General features: G+C 67.1%; 1 protein-coding gene and 2 pseudogenes. 2 read left to right on the forward strand and 1 reads right to left on the reverse strand.

Features of this window, described 5'->3' with window-relative positions; genetic code table 11:
- Positions 1-182, reverse strand: a pseudogene (locus tag DVK07_RS21730) (AIR carboxylase family protein); the annotation flags it as partial.
- Between DVK07_RS21730 and DVK07_RS24260 the strand changes: the two are divergent.
- Together DVK07_RS24260 and DVK07_RS21735 are read left to right on the forward strand one after the other, a co-directional pair.
- Entirely contained in the window at positions 175-303 is a 129-nt protein-coding gene (locus tag DVK07_RS24260) for a hypothetical protein (RefSeq protein ID WP_255410509.1), read from the forward strand. The pseudogene DVK07_RS21730 and the gene DVK07_RS24260 overlap by 8 nt on opposite strands.
- Positions 303-450, forward strand: a pseudogene (locus tag DVK07_RS21735) (type II toxin-antitoxin system HicB family antitoxin); the annotation flags it as partial. The gene DVK07_RS24260 and the pseudogene DVK07_RS21735, both read left to right, overlap by 1 nt.

Below are 450 nucleotides of genomic sequence, written 5' to 3' on the forward strand. Positions count from 1 at the left end.
GCCTCGTCGAAGTCGGTCTGCTCCGCGAACCCGAGCTCGTCGAGCGCCTCGTACGCGTCCTCCATGACGGGGAGGTCCGAGTCCGAGCCCATGATGATCCCCACGTCCGGGGTGGTCGCCGGGTCCGCGTCGGCCGCCGCTTCCGCTTCGAGCCGGTCGATCAGGTCGTCCACCGTGGTCATGGACGAGGGTTCGGCGGAGGGCTACAAGGAACTCCCGGATGCGGCGACCGGTATCGGCTCGGCCGTCGCGTTCGTTCCCTGCCCAACCCTTATCAACGAAATCGGACGAAAGATACGGTAATGGCGAGCTCGACGGAAGACGGGACGGACCACGAAGGAGAGATCCGCCTCTGGCGAGACGAGGGCTGGTGGATCGCCCGAGACGTCGGGACGGGCGTCACGACACAGGGGGAGTCCCGGTCCGACGCGCTAGAGAACCTCGACGAGG

This window comes from Halorubrum sp. Atlit-26R (genome assembly GCF_003666015.1).
Lineage (GTDB): Archaea > Halobacteriota > Halobacteria > Halobacteriales > Haloferacaceae > Halorubrum.